Annotated in this window: 17 protein-coding genes; 9 read left to right on the top strand and 8 right to left on the bottom strand. The window is 72.6% G+C overall.

Annotation, left to right across the window (positions count from 1 at the left end):
• Positions 1-16 precede the first annotated feature (16 nt).
• On the bottom strand, positions 17-628 hold the full coding sequence (locus QIY60_RS28770; RefSeq protein ID WP_283145084.1) for a TetR/AcrR family transcriptional regulator: 612 nt from the start codon (positions 626-628) through the stop codon (positions 17-19).
• A 304-nt stretch (positions 629-932) separates the two neighbouring features.
• Between QIY60_RS28770 and QIY60_RS28765 the strand changes: the two genes are divergently transcribed.
• On the top strand, positions 933-1,580 hold the full coding sequence (locus tag QIY60_RS28765) for a hemerythrin domain-containing protein (protein WP_283145083.1): 648 nt from the start codon (positions 933-935) through the stop codon (positions 1,578-1,580).
• 109 nt (positions 1,581-1,689) lie between these two features.
• Here the strand turns inward: QIY60_RS28765 and QIY60_RS28760 are convergent, their stop codons facing one another.
• Both QIY60_RS28760 and QIY60_RS28755 read right to left on the bottom strand, forming a co-directional pair.
• Positions 1,690-2,553, bottom strand: a complete 864-nt coding sequence (locus QIY60_RS28760) for an NAD(P)H-binding protein (protein WP_283145082.1) — start codon at positions 2,551-2,553, stop codon at positions 1,690-1,692.
• A 38-nt stretch (positions 2,554-2,591) separates the two neighbouring features.
• Positions 2,592-4,172 carry an FAD-dependent monooxygenase gene (locus tag QIY60_RS28755; protein WP_283145081.1) on the bottom strand — a complete coding sequence of 527 codons (1,581 nt, stop codon included), beginning with the start codon at positions 4,170-4,172 and terminating at the stop codon, positions 2,592-2,594.
• Between the two features lie 260 nt (positions 4,173-4,432).
• Here QIY60_RS28755 and QIY60_RS28750 point away from each other — a divergent pair, with 260 nt between their 5' ends.
• Genes QIY60_RS28750 through QIY60_RS28725 form a run of 6 tightly spaced genes read left to right on the top strand, consistent with a single transcriptional unit; the run spans position 4,433 to position 8,069 of the window.
• Positions 4,433-4,744: an antibiotic biosynthesis monooxygenase family protein gene (locus QIY60_RS28750; protein WP_283145080.1), complete on the top strand. Its 312-nt coding sequence runs from the start codon at positions 4,433-4,435 to the stop codon at positions 4,742-4,744.
• Positions 4,741-5,220 (top strand): nuclear transport factor 2 family protein, encoded by a 480-nt coding sequence (locus QIY60_RS28745; protein ID WP_283145079.1) that lies wholly within the window; start codon positions 4,741-4,743, stop codon positions 5,218-5,220. The genes QIY60_RS28750 and QIY60_RS28745 overlap by 4 nt, the downstream gene beginning before the upstream one ends.
• Positions 5,221-5,224: 4 nt before the next feature.
• Positions 5,225-5,740, top strand: coding sequence for a nuclear transport factor 2 family protein (locus QIY60_RS28740; RefSeq protein WP_283145078.1), 516 nt, complete (start codon positions 5,225-5,227; stop codon positions 5,738-5,740).
• Positions 5,721-6,182, top strand: coding sequence for a nuclear transport factor 2 family protein (locus tag QIY60_RS28735; RefSeq protein WP_266989812.1), 462 nt, complete (start codon positions 5,721-5,723; stop codon positions 6,180-6,182). Before QIY60_RS28740 ends, QIY60_RS28735 begins: the two co-directional genes overlap by 20 nt.
• Complete coding sequence (locus tag QIY60_RS28730) at positions 6,179-6,955, top strand: SDR family oxidoreductase (RefSeq protein ID WP_229848233.1); 777 nt, start codon at positions 6,179-6,181, stop codon at positions 6,953-6,955. Before QIY60_RS28735 ends, QIY60_RS28730 begins: the two co-directional genes overlap by 4 nt.
• A gap of 58 nt (positions 6,956-7,013) precedes the next feature.
• Positions 7,014-8,069 carry an LLM class flavin-dependent oxidoreductase gene (locus QIY60_RS28725; protein ID WP_283145077.1) on the top strand — a complete coding sequence of 352 codons (1,056 nt, stop codon included), beginning with the start codon at positions 7,014-7,016 and terminating at the stop codon, positions 8,067-8,069.
• Positions 8,070-8,169: 100 nt separating this feature from the next.
• Here QIY60_RS28725 and QIY60_RS28720 read toward each other — a convergent pair whose 3' ends face one another.
• The gene (locus QIY60_RS28720; RefSeq protein WP_283145076.1) at positions 8,170-9,639 is read right to left on the bottom strand and encodes an FAD-binding protein; all 1,470 of its coding nucleotides are present in this window, start codon (positions 9,637-9,639) and stop codon (positions 8,170-8,172) included.
• 67 nt (positions 9,640-9,706) lie between these two features.
• A complete protein-coding gene (locus QIY60_RS28715; protein ID WP_283145075.1) occupies positions 9,707-10,780 on the bottom strand; it encodes a phosphotransferase family protein in 1,074 nt (357 codons plus the stop codon).
• Positions 10,781-10,973: 193 nt separating this feature from the next.
• On the opposite strand from QIY60_RS28715, the gene QIY60_RS28710 reads away from it, so the two are divergent.
• Complete coding sequence (locus tag QIY60_RS28710; RefSeq protein WP_283145074.1) at positions 10,974-11,516, top strand: flavin reductase family protein; 543 nt, start codon at positions 10,974-10,976, stop codon at positions 11,514-11,516.
• Positions 11,517-11,698: 182 nt separating this feature from the next.
• Here QIY60_RS28710 and QIY60_RS28705 read toward each other — a convergent pair whose 3' ends face one another.
• From QIY60_RS28705 to QIY60_RS28695, 3 genes are all read right to left on the bottom strand, one after another.
• Positions 11,699-12,658: an MBL fold metallo-hydrolase gene (locus QIY60_RS28705; RefSeq protein ID WP_283145073.1), complete on the bottom strand. Its 960-nt coding sequence runs from the start codon at positions 12,656-12,658 to the stop codon at positions 11,699-11,701.
• Positions 12,659-12,794: 136 nt separating this feature from the next.
• Positions 12,795-13,712, bottom strand: coding sequence for a zinc-binding dehydrogenase (locus QIY60_RS28700; protein WP_283145072.1), 918 nt, complete (start codon positions 13,710-13,712; stop codon positions 12,795-12,797).
• 128 nt (positions 13,713-13,840) lie between these two features.
• The gene (locus tag QIY60_RS28695) at positions 13,841-14,578 is read right to left on the bottom strand and encodes an SDR family NAD(P)-dependent oxidoreductase (RefSeq protein ID WP_283145071.1); all 738 of its coding nucleotides are present in this window, start codon (positions 14,576-14,578) and stop codon (positions 13,841-13,843) included.
• A gap of 216 nt (positions 14,579-14,794) precedes the next feature.
• On the opposite strand from QIY60_RS28695, the gene QIY60_RS28690 reads away from it, so the two are divergent.
• Entirely contained in the window at positions 14,795-15,631 is an 837-nt protein-coding gene (locus tag QIY60_RS28690) for an AfsR/SARP family transcriptional regulator (RefSeq protein WP_283145070.1), read from the top strand.
• Positions 15,632-16,057: the final 426 nt, after the last annotated feature.

The raw sequence follows: 16,057 nt of genomic DNA, 5'->3' as shown, positions 1-16,057 counted from the left end.
CGGGGCGGGTTCCGGTTCAGGCGGGGGCGTGCGCCGCGAGGAAGTCGTCGACCACGCGCTCGACGTACTCGGCGGTGACCGAGCGCCCGGCGAGCAGACGGCGGTACATCAGCGGGCCCGCCAGCTGGTCGACGGCCAGGTCCGCGTCGAGGTCCGCGGCCAGCTCGCCGCCGGCCTTCGCGGCGTCGAGCACGGTACGGAAGACCCGGGAGCCCTCGCGGTAGAGCGCCTCCTTGAGCTGGGCGAAGACCGGGTCGACCCCGGCCCGTTCGATGACCGCGCGCAGCCCCCGGTCGCTCACCGGGTCGTGCAGCAGGCGCCGCAGCCCGTCGAGTTCACGGATGAGGTCGTCGCGCAGGACGCCCGTCGGCGGGGTGTGCGCGGTGGAGATCCGCTCGGCGATGACGTCCCGGACCAGGCCCGAGGCGTCGGGCCAGTGGCGGTAGAGGGTGGTGCGGCCCACGCCGCTTCGGGCGGCGACGGCGACATGCGTGACGGCCGACCAGCCCTGCTCGATGAGCAGGTCGCGGGCGGCGGCCAGGGCGGCGGCCCGGCTGCGCTCGGCGCGCGGATCGGGCCCGCGGCCCGGCGCGTCGGAGGTGCGGCTCGGCTCGGTGGGCGCGGACATCCGGCTCCGTCCTGTCGTCGTGGTGGCACGAGTGTAAGCGGCGCGGCCCTGGTCGCCCCCCTTCTCCCGATGGCGTATGCGCAGGTCACGGTGGTGCCGTTACGGCCGCCCCGCCGTGCGACCCACCGCCGGAGCGTCTTCCCCGGCAAAGCTTTATGGAACAGCTTGCCCCACACTCTGCTGTGGGGCAAGCTGTTCCATAGGTTCGGAACAACATGCACCGTTAAATGCCGGCCCGGCGTCTTCCCCCACCGCCGCAATGACCGCAGCGACACCCGACCCGCTTTGTGAGAGGACCCCTGCCATGACCGCCACCGAGGGCCGCGTCCAGCCCGATCTGACGCTGATGTACGCGACCCACGACGCCTTCCGGCGCGACCTGGGCCTGCTGGCCGCGGCCGCCCGGGACCACGGCACCGCGCCCGGCTCGGCCTTCCGGACCGGGTGGGAGACCTTCCAGACCTTCCTGACGATCCACCACACCGCCGAGGACAAGGTGCTGTGGCCGCTGATGCGCGCCAAGCTCGCCGACGACCCGGCGCAGTTGAAGATGCTCGACGACATGGACGCCGAGCACGAGGCCCTCGACCCGTTGCTGGACGCCGTCGAGGACGTGCTGGCCCAGCGGCAGCAGGAGCGGCTGCCCGCCCTGATCTCCACGGTGGCCGACAAGCTGGCCCAGCACCTCGACCACGAGGAGCGGGCGGCCCTGCCCCTCGTCCTGTCGGTGCTCAGCGCCCAGGAGTACGACACGTTCGGCGCCGAGCAGCGGCGGATGCTGGGGGTCAAGGGCGGCGCCCTGTACTTCCCCTGGGTGCTCGACGGCGCCTCCGAGGAGACGCAGCGCACCGCACTCGGAGTGGTGCCGCCGCCGGTGCGCTTCCTCTACCGGGCCGTGTGGCGCCCGCGCTACCAGAAGCGCACCCGGGCCTTCGCCCAGGCCGCCGCCTGACACCCCTCCGGCGAGCACGACGGTGCCCGGCGTCCATCCGATGGACGCCGGGCACCGTCCGTAACGGACTTGCCGGTCAGGCGAATTCAGCAGAAGCCGGGACCTGGGCTCAGGCGAAGTCGGCCGTGTGCGCCTCGGCCCAGTCCCGGAAGCTGCGCGCCCGGCGGCCGAGCACGCCCCGCACGTCCGGGAACAGCCGCCCGCGGAAGTCGTCGCCCGATTCGAGCGCCTTCCGCAGCGCCGCCACCACGCCGTCGGCGGTCGCCTCCCCGTACAGCCCCGCCATGACCGCGCGGTGCTCCTCGATCGAGATCTGCTCGAAGCGCAGCCTCCGGCCGAGCACCGACCCGAGCACCGCCACCTGCTCACGGGCCGTCAGCGCCTCGGGGCCGGTCAGCGCGTAGGTGCGGCCCTCGTGGCCCGGCTCGGTCAGCGCGCGTACCGCCACATCGGCGATGTCCTCCGGGTCCACCAGCGCCTCGGGCAGATCGGCGACGGGGCTGCGCACCACACCGTCCCCGCGCGCCGCGTCCGCCCAGCCGAGGGCGACCGTCATGAAGCCGTTGGGCCGCAGGATCGTCCAGGCCAGGCCCGACTCGGTGAGCGCCTTCTCGGCCTGGCGGTGCCACAGGCCCAGCGGCGTGTCGTTCTCCTCCTCGACCTCCGCGACGCCGAGCGTGGACAGCTGCACGATGTGCTCGACGCCCGTCTTCCGCGCGACAGCCACCAGATTCGCGTCGTGGGTGCGCTTGTTGTGGCCGAGCGACATGAGGAAGACCTTGCGTACGCCGTCGAGCGCGTCCGGCAGCGTGTCGGGCAGGCCCAGGTCGGCGCCCACCACCTCGATCCCGGCGGGCAGTCGGGCGCGGGCGGGGTCGCGGGTCAGGGCCCGTACGGAATGGCCCGCCGCGTGCAGGCGCGCCAGCACCTTGCCGCCGACGTTGCCGGTCGCCCCGGTCACCAGAATGGTCATGGGTCTCTCCGATTCAGCTGGTTGGGAAGGTGCGGTGGTCAGGTGGCGGGGCGGTCCAGGACCGTGCGCAGGGCGTCCTCCAGGTCCGCCGTCCCGGAGTCGTCCGCCGCGCGCCAGGCGATGAAGCGGTCGGGGCGCACCAGGGCCGCGCCCGTGGGCGTCACGCCGTAGCTCTTCTCCCAGCCGCTCGCCCGGTGCACGGCGATCTCGATGCCGAGCCGCCCGGCGGCGCTCTTCGCCGCCTGCTCCCACCCGGTGGCGTCGGCCCCGGCGAGCAGGACGAAGGAGCGGCCGAACAGGGCGGTGGTGGAGCCGCCGCCGTCGAGCTGTACGTAAGGCGCCCGCGAGCCGGGGCGGCCGGTGGGGGCCGTCGGGTCCTCCAGGAGCTCGCCCTCGTCGCCCGGCTCCAGGACCACGGCGCCCTGGGCGCAGCGGTAGCCGAAGACCTGGACGACCGGGTGGATGGGCGCGGCCGCCGTGCCGTCGTCGAGGTCGGGGCCAAGCCGCTCCACCGTGTTGGCGAACTGCTGCTCCGCGATCATGTCGGAGACCGGCCTGCGCTCCGCGTCGTGGCTGGCGAGCAGTCCGGGACCGGCCTGCCCCCGAACGGTCATGGCCAGCTTCCAGGCGAGGTAGAAGCCGTCCATGACGGCCGTGTTGCCGCCGAGCCCGCCGGGCGCCGGCACCACCTTCGCCGCGTCGCCCACGAGGTGCACCCGCCCGACGGAGAAGCGGTCCGCGACCTCGCACACGATCTCGGTGCGTCCCGAGCCGGCCACCGTCAGCTCCAGGTCGGGCATGCCCAGACCGGTGCGTACGAGGGCGGCGCACTGCTCCTCGGTGCAGTCGCTGAAGTCGGGCTGGTCCTTGGTCATGCCGTGGATGTAGCCGTAGCGGCCCGGGATGTCCGTGGTGTAGAAGACGCCCGGCACCGGCTGCAGGAGGTGGAACAGGGCGAACCTGCGGCCCTCGGTCACGCCCCCCGCCAGCCCCTCCAGGGGGCCGCTCATGTCCGCGTCGAAGAACACCCGGAAGACCTCGCCGAGCCGTCCGCGCCCGTGGATGCCGACGCCCAGGGCCCGGCGCGCCGGGCTCTTGCGGCCGTCCGCCGCCACCATGTGGTCGGCGCGCACGGTGCGTTCGGCGCCGGTGGCCACGTCGCGCAGGAGGGCGGTGACCCCGTCGGCGTCCTGGGTGAAGGAGACCAGCTCGGTGCCGAAGGCGAGCTCGGCGCCGAGCTCGCGGGCGCGCTCGGCGAGGATGACCTCGGTGTGCTCCTGGCTGGCCATCGCCCAGTCCTCGGGCGAGACGTGGCCCATGCTCATCTCGCCCTGCGTCATGATGCCGCGCAGCACCGGGCCGGAGAGGGTGTCGGCGAGCGCCATGTAGAAGTCGCCGGTGCCGCCCGGCGAGGCGGCGGTGATCCGGTCGGCCACACCGCCGATGCGCAGCGCCTCCATCGTGTGCGGGTACTGCCCGCGCGCCTTCATCACGACGGAGGTGCCGGGGTGTTTCTCGACCAGCAGCGGCCGGACGCCGTGCAGGCCGAGGAAGAGCGCGGTGGACAGGCCTGACAGACCGCCGCCGGCGATGAGAACGGGCACGGATGCCTCGGACACGGACACTCCCGGGTTCGGTGGACAAGACGGTGCCTTCAGCATCGGCAGCCGGGACGGTGACCGGATCGGGGCGCGATGCCGACGGGCTGGGGGCCCGGTCGTGGCGTACGGCCCCCGCCGTCCTCCAACGAGTCACCAACCAGGCATCAGCGGCGGGGCGGAGGGTGGAGAGCGCCCCCGGGGCCACCACCCCACGGGCCGGAGCCGTCCGGCCCGCGCCGGTGGCCGGGTGTCACCGTTCGCCCTAACGAGGAGTCTTCGTGGTCGTCTTCGTCAACAAGTTGACGCTCATCGGCAAGCCCGAGGAGCTGGAGCGGATCTACGCGCACGTCGCCGAGTTCATGGAGGTGCAGCCCGGTCTGATCCGCTACCAGCTGATCCGCTCCCAGAAGGAGCCGGGCATCTACTTCAACGTGGCCGAGTGGGACAGCAAGGAGTCCTTCGACACGGCGCTGGCCGAGCCCGAGTTCCGGGCCCGCCTCAAGGCGCTGGGCACCGTCATCAAGGGCGAGCCGCACCTGAGCGACGTCGTGGTCGAGGGCGTCGCCCGCGAGGCCGGAGCAGCCCGGTGACCCCCGACGTCGCCGCGGTCATGGCGTCCGCCGGCACCCATGTGCCCGCCGTCTCGGCGGACACGTACGCCCAGATCCTCCAGTTCTACGCCCGCCACATGCAGCTGCTCGACGCGGGCGACGCGGAGGAGTGGGCGGAGGGCTTCACCGAGGACGGGGTGTTCGCGCAGAACGTCAAGCCCGAGCCGTGGAAGGGCCGTTCGCACATCGCCACGTCGATGCGGCGCGGCGTCGACCGGCTCGCGGGACGGGGCGTCCAGCGCCGGCACTGGTTCTCCATGGTGGTCGCGGCCCCCGAGAGCGCCGGGGCGGGGGACGAGGAGGCGGTCCGCACCCAGTACTACGCGGTGGTCTTCGAGACCCCGCACGGCGGCAAGGCCTCGGTGTATCTGAGCACCACCGGCGAGGACGTGCTGGTCCGGCGGTCCGGCCGGTGGCTGATCAAGCACCGCGACATCAACCACGACGGGTCCTGAACCGATGGCGCCCCCGCCCCCGGAAACCGCGGACGGCCGCCTCTACGACGAGATCCAGCGGTTCTACGCCCGCCAGGTGCGCCTCCTCGGCGACGGCGACGTGGACCGCTGGGCGCTCACCTTCACCGAGGACGCGGTCTTCGAGCAGGAGGCCCCGGCGGACAAGGTCTTCGCCGGGAACGCGCCGCCCGTACGCACCGGGCGCGCCGCCATCGCGGCGGCGGCCCGCGGGGCGGTCGGCGAGCGCCGGGCGGACGGCCGGGTACGGCGGTATCTCATCGGGATGCTGACCGTGCGCCCCGCCGCGGACGGCGCCGTGCACACCCGCTACGACGCGGTGCTCGTACAGACCCCGCGCGGCGGGCCCTGCGAGCTCCACCTGAGCACCACCGGGCGGGACGAGCTGGTCCGTCGAGGCGACGGCTGGCTCGTCCGGCACCGGGTCAACTCCCATGACAGCGTGGCCGGTTCGCACACCGGCACCGAGCAGGAGGAACACCATGGCCGATCTGACACGTGAGCGGGTGGAGGCTGCCTACGCGGCCCTCATGACCGGCGACCGGAACAAGATCACCGAATACTGGTCCGAGGACCTGCGCTTCCAGATGCCCGGCAACCACCAGTTCGCCGGCTGGTTCAACGGCCTGGACGACTACCTCCAGAAGATGGGGAAGCTGGGCGAGGCGTGCGGCGGCCGCATCGAGGCCGAGACGCGGCACATCCTGATCAACGAGGCGGAGGGCGTCTCCGTCGACGTCTACCGCCTCGACGGCTACCGCGCGCACGCCGAGGAGGGCACCGTCTCGCCGTACGAGCGGCTCCAGGTCGAGGGCGTGCACATGCTGCGCTGGGAGAACGGCAAGATCGTCGAGGGCCGCAGCGCCCTGTTCGCCGACGGTGTCACGCGCGGCAACCTGTGGTGGTCGCCGGTCGGCACCGACGGAGAGCGCACGGAGCTGTGACCGGCCCGGCCACGGGCGCGGACACGGGCCTGGCCGGGCGGTGCGTCGTCGTCACCGGGGCCGGCACCGGCATCGGGCGGGCGGTGGCGCACGCCTTCGCCGACGAGGGCGCCCGGGTCCTGGTGGTGGGGCGCGGGGCCGCCCGGCTGGCCGAGACGGCGGCCGGGCGCCCCGGGATCCACCCGTTCGCCGCCGACGTCTCGACGCCGGACGGGCCGCGACTCGTCGTCGAGGCGGCCGTCCGCGAACTCGGCGGCCTCGACGTCCTGGTGAACAACGCCGTCACCATGCGGTCCGCCCCGCTCGGCACCATCGAGGCGGACGACACCCACCGCCAGGTCGCCACCAACCTGCTCGCGCCGCTCTTCCTCACCCAGGAGGCGCTCCCCCACCTGGAAGCGGCCAAGGGCACCGTCCTCAACGTCACCACCGCCGGCAACCAGCGCGGCTGGCCCGGCCATTCCGTCTACGGCGCCACCAAGGCGGCGCTCGACTTCCTCACCCGCACCTGGGCGCTCGAACTCGCGCCGCGCGGCATCCGGGTCGCCGCCGTGGCTCCCGGCCCCGTGGAGACGCCCATCGGCGAGCACGCCGGGCTTGACGCCGCGGGCATCGAGCGGATGCGCGAGCGCCAGCGCGCCCGGGTGCCGCTCGGCCGGGTCGGGCAGCCCGAGGAGATCGCCTGGTGGCTGGTCCACCTGGCCCGCCCCGAGGCGTCCTTCGCCACCGGCCTGGTGCTGCCGGTGGACGGCGGCGCCGGAGTCGTGTTCTGACCGCACCGCTCACCACGACACGTACACATCGAGACGTACGCAACGACACGGAGTAACCATGGAATTCGGTATCAATTTCTTCCCCACCGTCGGTCCGGAGGAGAAGCCCGCCGACGTGTACTTCGACGAGGCCCTGCGGCTGGTGGAGCTCGCCGAGGAGCTCGGCTACGACCACGTCAAGACCGTGGAGCACTACTTCTTCAAGTACGGCGGCTACAGCCCGGACCCGGTGACGTTCCTGGCCGCCGCGGCCGCCAGGACCAGCCGGATCAAGCTGGTCACCGGCGCCGTGATCCCGGCCTTCACGCACCCGCTGAAGCTGGCGGGCAAGCTCGCCATGCTGGACAACATCTCCAAGGGCCGCCTCCAGGTGGGCTTCGGCCGGGCCTTCCTGCCCGACGAGTTCGACGCCTTCGAGCTGGCCATGGACGAGAGCCGGCCCCGCTTCCTGGACGGCCTGCGCGCCTGCCAGAAGCTGTGGTCCGAGGAGAACGTGGTCTGGGACAGCGAGTTCTACAAGTTCGGCCCGGTCACCCTGCTCCCCCGGCCCTACCAGCGCCCGCACCCGAGGATCCTGGTGGCCGCGGCCATCACGCCCTCGTCCTGCGAGCAGGCCGGCCACGACGGCCACGGGCTGCTGCTGGTGCCGTCCATCTCCAAGCGCGAGAAGGTGCAGGAGATGCTCACCCTGTACCGCAAGGCGTACGCCGACGCGGGCCACGCGCCGGGCGGCGACGAGGTGCACCTGAGCTACGGCTGCTACCTCAGCGAGGACTCCGCCGAGGCGATGGCCAAGGGCCGTGAGTACTCGCAGCGCACCAACGCCGTGATGGTCGACGCCGTCGCCGCCTGGGGCACCCGCCGCAGCGAGGGGTACGCCGGGTACGAGGCCATCGTCGACAAGATCAAGAAGTCCGACTTCGACAAGTCGGTGGCCGAGAACAAGACGCTGGTGGGCACCCCGGACGAGGTCACCGAGCGGCTGCGCACCATCCGCGAGTGGTACGGCGACGTCACCATCAGCCTCCAGATGATCTCCGGCAACCCGCCCTACGAGGAGACGGCCCGCACCGCCCGGCTCTTCGCCGAGCAGGTCATCCCGAACTTCCGGTAGGCACACGGCACTTCGCGCCCCACGCGCAGGCACGAGGAAGGGGCTCCCCCGAAACCATCGGGGGAGCCCCTCTCGTATGCCGGCCGGTGGAAGCGGTGCGTCAGGCGCCCGCGACCGAGGCCACCAGGAGCGAGGCCACGCGCGCGGCGACCGCCGAGATGGTCAGCGCGGGCGGCACCGCGCCGGACGAGCCGTGCAGCAGCGAGCTGTCGACGACGTACAGGTTGCGCGCGCCGTGCACACTGCCGTCGGCGGCGGTGGCCAGGCCCAGCGGCACACCGCCCACCACGTTCCCACCCGTGGTGCCGATGCGGTTGAAGGCCGTTTTACTGCCCGGGGTGGCCGCGTTGAGCCGGTCCAGGGTGTGCTGGACCGCGTGGGTCGCCCGCACCGCGCGCGGGTCCTCCACGGGCCAGTTCAGGACGACGTCGTCCTTGCCGGTGTCGTACCGGAAGGAGCCCAGCGGTTCGGTCGGCGAGGCGCCGATGGTGGTGATCCACCCCTCGTCGGACGGGGCGTCCACCCAGGGGAAGTTGAGGAGGGTCACCGGGGCGTGCGGGTTGTCCTGCCAGTCCTTGACGATGACCGAGCACGGGCCGCCCTGCGCCGGGTTGTTGGGGGCCATCCCCGTCCGGGCGGTGATCACCTCGCTGTTGCCGACCCGGGTGCCCACCGACGCGTCCAGGCCGGGCAGGTGTCCGGCGGCCTTGGCGCGCAGCAGCAGCCGGGTGGTGCCCAGGGTGCCCGCCGCCAGGACCAGGTGCGCGGTGTGCACCTCGTGCCGGGCCACCGGCGTGCCGCTCTCGTCCAGTTCGTCGTACGAGACGAGGTGGCCGTCGCCCCGCGGACGGATCCCGGTGACCACGCTGAGCGGGCGCACCTCGACGCGGCCCGTCGCCTCGGCGCGGGCGAGTACGGTGACGTCCATGCTGCGCTGGGCGCCGCTGTTGACGCCGAAGACGTTGAGCCCGGCGATGTGCGAGGCGGTGCGGCGGCCGGCCATCTCCTCGCGGATCGCGTCCCAGTCGACGGCCAGGTCGACCAGGTCGTAGGGGATGCCCGCCCGCTCCAGCTGGTCCATGAAGTCGCGCGAGGAGCGGTAGAAGTCCGAGTCGAGGACGTCCTTCGGTATCGGGGAGCAGCCGATCAGCTCCCGGGCCTGCGGGTACCAGACGTCGTGCATCTCCCGCTGGTCGAGGAAGTCCCCGAAGGCCCGGCGGAACAGCTCGGGCGAGGGCTCGACCATCGTGCCGTTGCTGAGCAGCGAGGCGCCGCCGACGCCGGCCGCGGCGATCATCGTCAGGCCCTCGCCCTCCAGGGATTCGAGGACGCCGGGGTAGATGTCGAGCGTCCGGTCGGTGAGCGGGGACTTGGGGCTCAGCCAGGACGCGCGGCCGTCCGGCCGGTGCTGGGTGGCGAAGGTGTCGCCGTCGGCGCCGACCTGCCAGCGGCGGCCGCGCTCAAGGACGATCGTGGCGACCCCGGCCTCGGCGAGCCGCAGGGCCGCGATCGATCCGGCGTAACCGCTGCCGACGACCAGGGCGTCGGTGCGGTGCTGATGGGTTTCCATGGGACGGCCTCTCTGAACGGGTCGTAACTTACGTAAGGGTGGCGCGAGTTGAGTGTTCGGCGCGGGCTCAGGCCAGCGGTTCCAGTGTGCGGGCGAGCAGGTTGGCGGCGTTGCGCGCCAGCGGGACGTCGGCTTCGGCGGCGACCAGGCCGTGCTCCACCAGGAGCCGTCCCACCCGGGAGGCGATCAGGGCGAACCGGAAGCCCGCGAACACCTCGTACCAGTCCATGTGCGCCGCGACGGGCCGCCCCGCCAGCTCCTCGTAGCGCCGGATCGTCTCGGCGCGCCCGGGGAGGCCGGGCAGCCGGGGTGCGCCGACGCCCTCGCTGAGGTGCCGGTCGAGGTAGAGGTACCAGCCGAGGTCGGCCTCGCCGGGGCCCAGGAAGGTCATCTCCCAGTCCAGTACGGCCACCGGGGCCACACCGGAGAACATCAGGTTGCCCAGGCGCGCGTCGCCCCACAGCAGGCTCGGCCGCTCCGGCTCGGGCGGCAGCCCGGCCCGCAGCAGTGCCAGCGCCTCGCGGACCGGGACGCTGTCCGCGCCGCCGAAATGGTCCATGTGGGCTTCGTAGTAGTCGAGTTGGGCGCCGAGCCCGTACGGTCCGTGTGCCGAGAGGCGCAGACCGTCGAGGCCGAGCGCGGTGACGTCGAGGCGGTGGATGCGGTGCAGCGCCTCCACACCGCCCCACCACACCGCCGCGCGGCCGCCTTCGTCGAGCGCGGCCACCGGTCCGCCGTCACGGTGGTACGAGGGCAGGTCCGGCGGGACCCAGCCCTCGACGCGGTCCATGGCGTAGAAGGGCGCGCCGAGCGGTCCGGGGTCGGGCTCGAAGCCGACGACGCCGGGCACCGGCACGTCGGTGTCCCGCAGGGCGTCGAGGACGCGGTACTCCTCGTCGAGCCGGGAGCCCGGCATCACCCGGTAGCGGGTGGGGGCGACCCGGACGACCAGCCGGCGGTGCCGCTCGGCGCCTTCCCGGCCCCACTTGGTGTCCACGAGCAGCGTCTCGTTGGAGAAGCCGAGGCCCTCGGGCACCTCGACGCGGACACGCAGGTCCGCCGCCTGTGGCAGCCGTTCGGCGAGCCAGGTCGTCAGATGTTTCCGGGTGAGTTCGGGATCACGTTGCTGGGGCACGGGCATGGCCGGCTCCTCCATCCATATACGGGTGTCCCCCATGGTCGAGGTGGCCGATGGGGGACGGATGGAGGATGACCGGCGACGCCGGGGGCGGCCCGACGCGCTCATCGGCGGCTCTGCATCCGCCTCCGACCGGTTCCCCAACCACCTCCCCCAGCATGGCTGTTGACCGGAGAACACGATTTGGGAGGTCGACATGTCCTGGGCACCGCCTGTGGGTGCGTTCGTGGAGCCGCAGCTGTTCCGGCACATACTCGGCCACGTCCCGAGCCCCGTCACCGTGGTCACCGCGGCGACGGCGGCCGGACCCGCCGGGCTCGTGGTGGGGTCGTTCGTTTCGGTGTCGCTGGAGCCGCCCCTGGTGGGCATCTTCATCGACGAGAAGTCGGTGAGCTGGCCGCCGATGAGCGAGGCGGGGTCCTTCACCGTCAACATCCTCGCCCACGACCAGCAGGAGCTGTGCGCGCGCTTCGCCAAGAGCGGCGGACCGGGTGACACCGCGAGCAAGTTCGCCGGTCTGACGTGGTGGGAGTCGCCGCACGGCAACCCGGTGCTGCCGGGCACCACCGCCTGGCTGGACTGCCTGGTGCGCCAGGTGCAGCGGCTCGGCGACCACTTCTTCGCCGTCGCCGAGGTGGTGGGTCTGGGGGTGGACGCCGCGCGCCCGCCGCTGGTCTTCCACCGGGGCGCCCTGCACACCGTCGCCCCTTCCTCCGAGGCGCCTGTCGGGCGCGACTAAGCGCTCCGCTGGAAGTACGGGTATTCGACTGCGGGCCGTCTGTGGCTGGTCGCACAGTTCCCCGCGCCCCTTTGGGGCACGCGGCACTGCACCGGACTTCCACAAGACCGCTTAGCGCTTGCGCCGGACCATGACGTCGCCCCGCCGGTCGAACCGGCGGGGCGACGTCGTGCGTTTTGCTCTCAGGCCAGGCAGGCCAGGGCCCGGCCGCCGTTGAGGCGGGCCATCTCGGCCATCACCGGGGCCGAGCGGATCTGCGTGTCCAGGGGGTTGCCGAGCGCCTCGGAGTAGGCGCGGTGCAGATTGGCCACCAGCCGCTCCGGGTCGCGCAGCTCCGCGTACGCGCCGAGCGGGGTGTCGCGGGCCGCCTCGAACGGGGTGAGTCCCGCGTCGATCCCCTCCGTGGCGGCCTGCTGCAGCCAGCGCAGATACGCCTCGGCCTCGTCGAGGGCTTCGGGCCCGGCCACCGGGCCGTGCCCGCCCACGACGGTACGGGGCCGGAGCGCCCGCAGTCTCGCGATCGCCTCCAGGGAGCCGACGATCGACCCCGCGAGGAGGAACGGCGTGCAGCCGGGCATCAGGACGTCGCCCGCGAACAGCACCCGGTGCTCGGGCACCCACACCACCACGTCGTTGCTGGAGTGCGCCGGGCCCACGTACATCAGCTCGACCGCCAGCTCGTCGACGTACACCGTCAGCCGGTCCTCGAAGGTCACCATCGGCAGGGAGCGGCCGAGGTCACCGAGGTCGCCCCAGGCGGTGTCGGGCCACACGTGCTTGAGGCCCTCGCCCTTCTCGGCCATCTCGGCGCGGGTGTGCGTGTGCGCGATGACGGTGGCGTGCGGGGCGGCGACGGCGTTGCCGAAGGTGTGGTCGCCGTGGTGGTGGGTGTTCAGGACGGTGCGCGGCTCGGCGCCGCCGCGTTCGAGCGCGGCGGCGCGCAGGGCGCGGGCCCTGGCCTCGGTGGCCGCGGTGTCGACGAGCGCCACCGAGTGGGGGCCGGCGAGGATCCCGGCGTTGTTCAGGCACCAGCCCCCGTCGGGCTGGACGTAGGCGAAGATCCGGTCGGCCACCTCCTCCACGCGGGGCGGCGGTACCTGGGCGCGGTGGCTGTCGGAGGGCGTTGCGGATGGCAGGCTCATGCGTTCCACGGTGGCCGCACCTCCTGGAGGACAGGAGGTGGGCCGGTGACCGGCGGCTGGAGGGACCCCGGTCGCGGCGCGGCAGGGGTGGGGCCCGGCGGTCCGCACCGACCGCCGGGCCCCGGGGAGGAAGGTCTCAGAGGGTGAGGACGACCTTGCCGTTGGCCTGCCGCTGCCGCAGCGCGTCGAGCGCGGGCTCGGGATCGCTCCAGGAGCCGACGGCCGCGACCTCGGGCGTGAGCCGCCCCTCGGCCACCAGGCGCACCAGCGAGGCGAGGTCGCGGGCGACGCTGCGCCGGGTCACCTCGTCGAAGAGGTGGAGATAGCCGATCCGCAGTCCGGGGCGCGCATGGCCCCAGTCCAGCGGCAGCCGCAGCTCCTCGCGGACGGTGTTGCCGTAGCAGACGACCGTACCGCCCGGCCGTACCCGCCCGAAGGCACCGGTGAGCACCCGCCCGCCGACGCTGTCGACGAGGACGTCCACCGGGCCTCCGGTGGCGTCGCCCTCCTCGTACGTCTCGACGGTGTGGGCGCCGAGGGACCGCAGGCCCTCCGCGCGGCCCGGGGAGCCCACCTGGGCGATCACCTCGGCACCCGCCGCGGCGGCGAGCTGCACCAGCATCCGGCCCACTCCGCCGCCCGCGCCGGTGATCAGCACGGACCTGCCGAGCAGCGGTCCCGCGTACTCCAGTGCGTACAGCGCGGTCAGTCCGGCCACCGGCAGGGCCGCGGCGGCGGGCCAGTCCATGCCGCTGGGCACGGGGGTGAGCCGGCTGGGCGACAGGGCTATCCGCTCGGCCCAGCCGTCGCGTTCGGCGAGGGCGGTGACGCGGGTGCCGGCCGCGGGCCCGGTCCCGTCGGCGGCGGCGCGCAGGACCGTGCCCGCCACGTCCCAGCCGAGCCGGGACCCCGGGGGGAGCTGCCCCATCAGTGCGAGCTCACCGCGGTTGACGGCGATCGCGTGCACCTCCACGAGCGCCTGGTCCGGGCGCGGCTCGGGTTCGGCGACCGAGTCGAGGCGCAGTCCGGAGTCACCGGACACCAGTGCCTTCACGAGGCCTCCGCCCAAGTCGCTTTGGTCCATGGGGACATGGCTGTCGATCTCCTTGTCTGAGGGTTGCGGGAGGTTACGGGGGTTGCTGGTCGGCAATACCTACGAGGCCGGGCCGGGGTGGTCGTCCGTCACCACCTCAGCCCGCCGTTGACCTCCAGGACATGGCCGTTGACGTAGTCGGAGCCGTCGTCGGCCAGGAAGAGCGCCGCGTCGGCGATCTCCTCGGCCCGCCCGGCGCGCCCGGCCGCGATCTTGCCGCGGTAGTAGTCCCAGACGGCCTCGTTGCGGGCCAGCTGGCGTCCCATCCCCTCGTCGATGAAGCCCGGGCTCAGGCAGTTCACCGTGATGGGCTGTCCCGCCAGCTCGACGGCGACGACCCGGGTGAGCATCTCGATCCCGGCCTTCGACGCCGCGTACGCCGACGAGCCGGGGGCCACCCGGGTCGCCAGCGCCGACGACAGGGTGATGACGCGGCCCCCGCCGTCGCGCAAGAGGTACGGCACCGCCGAACGCACGGACAGAAACGTACCGTTGAGGTTGGTGGAGATGACGTCCGCCCAGTGCGCGGCGTCCAGCCCCTGGGCCGGACCGGCCCGGCTGACGCCCGCGCCGGCCACCAGGACGTCCAGGCGGCCGTACGCCTCGTACGTGCCGCGCATCAGCGCTTCCACCGAGTCCGGGTCGCGGACGTCGACGGGGTGGTAGGCGAGGTCGCCCTCGCCCACCGGCGGCAGTTCGCGCCCCTCGTCGGGCTCGCGGGCGGCGCAGACGACGCGGCACCCTTCCTTGGCGTATGCCTGGGCGATCGCGTACCCCAGGCCTTTGGTGCCACCGGTGACGATGGCGACCTTCCCTGCGAGTCGCACGTGTGCCTCCTCGGGGATCGTGTCGACGGAGGCCGACGTTACGGAATCCCGAGGGAGGCTGGCTGAACTCCCGATGGGGGGCCGCGATGGAGCGAGTTGACGGATCCTGAGCTCTCCTGGGAGAGCCGCCCGGACCCCGGGGATAGTCTCGCTGAACCACGGAGCCGTCGGTCGCCGTCGGTTTCGTCCATGCGGGGAAACAAGCGAGAGGTCGTCATGGAATTCTCGGTGCTCGGTTCGCTGCGGGTGCGTGAAAACGGTCACGATTACGCCCCCACGGCACCCAAACAGCGTCAGCTCCTCGCGCTGCTCGTCTTCAACGCCAATCAAGTCGTCACCGTCGGCACCTGTATCGAGGAACTGTGGGGAGAAAGCCCCCCGGATACCGGGCTTTCCACGCTCCAGTCGTACGTTCTGCAGCTCAGGCGCATCCTGAAGCGGGTGCCGCGCATCGGCAGTCTCAAGGCGGCGCGCGAATTGCTGCAGACCAGGGACGGGGGATATCTGCTCGCCGTCCGCCCCGAGGAACTCGACGTCGACCTCTTCCACGATCTCGTACGACAGGGCAGGGCGGAACTCGGCAAGAACGACGCCGCCGCTTCCGAACTGCTCTCGACGGCACTCGGGTTGTGGCAGGGATCAGCGCTCTCCGACGTCCAGGCGGGACCCGTTCTGCGTATTCATCTGGCGGGTCTTGAGGAAACACGGATCAGCGTCCAGGAACAGCGCATCGACGCCGATCTCCGGCTCGGCAGGCACCATGACCTTCTCGGTGAACTGAGCGCGCTGTGCGCGCTGTATCCGACGCACGAGAACCTGCACGCCCAGTTCATGCTGGCGCTGAGCCGTTCGGGCCGGCGCACCCAGGCGCTGGAGGTCGTCCAGCGGCTGCGGAGGATGCTGGGCGACGAGCTCGGGCTCGAACCGTCCCCCCGGATGAACCGTCTGCACCAGGCGGTGCTGGCCTGCGACCCGGTGATCGACGCGCCCACCAGGACCGCCCCGCTGCTCTCGCTCGACCTGCTGGCCCACAGCGGAGCGCGCTCGGCCTGAGCCACAGCCTTCCGCCGGAACGCCCGGCCGCGAAGACCTCCACGGTCTTCGCGGCCGGGCGTTTTCCATGTATGCAGCAGGGTGTTTCTCACCGAGGGTGCGGGCGTACGCTGAGCCCGGCCGCCGTACCGCCGGTAGCGGGGTGCACCACCCACCGCGGCGCTCTTCAGGGTGCGTCCTGTGTGGCCGGACCACATGTCCGCCGCCCTTGGCCACGACCACGGCGGCGCTCTGACCAGGGATTTCGGGAGAACAAACCGGTCTGCCGTCCTGCCCTTTGCCGAACCGTGCCTTTCCCGTGGTGTCCGACCACCACCTCGGATCGACACGTGTGACGCGTGTCTCCGGCAAGAAGTGGGGGCCGGAAGATTGGAAGCGGGAGGAGGGAGGTTACCCCTCTCCTCGGGGCGGCCAGAGGGTGCCCCC

The sequence above is a fragment of the Streptomyces sp. BPTC-684 genome, assembly GCF_030028635.1.
Classification (GTDB): Bacteria; Actinomycetota; Actinomycetes; order Streptomycetales; family Streptomycetaceae; genus Streptomyces; species Streptomyces noboritoensis.
Note: the sequence above shows the minus strand (reverse complement) of the source record. Positions and strands in the feature narration are given on the sequence as shown.